General features: G+C 35.3%; 1 pseudogene. It reads left to right on the top strand.

From position 1 onward, the window contains the following. A pseudogene (locus M3225_RS29330) lies at positions 1-252 on the top strand (IS3 family transposase); the annotation flags it as partial.

Raw genomic sequence — 252 nt, 5'->3', positions numbered from 1 at the left:
GCGTAAAACGAAAAAAACGAAAGCAAACAGGGCAACCTTATCAGGTTGCAGAGAATGTATTAAATCGTGAGTTTCAAGCTGATCGTCCTCTTCAGAAATTAGTAACTGATATAACCTACTTGCCTTTTGGACCTAAACAGTTGTATCTTTCAAGTATTCAAGATTTATTTAATGGGGAAATCATTGCGTATTCGATTGGTGATTATCAAAACGTAGAATTTGTCTTAGATACGTTAAGCCAACTTCCTTCTT

The organism is Priestia aryabhattai (genome assembly GCF_023715685.1).
GTDB classification, from domain to species: Bacteria; Bacillota; Bacilli; order Bacillales; family Bacillaceae_H; genus Priestia; species Priestia aryabhattai_B.
Note: the sequence above shows the minus strand (reverse complement) of the source record. Positions and strands in the feature narration are given on the sequence as shown.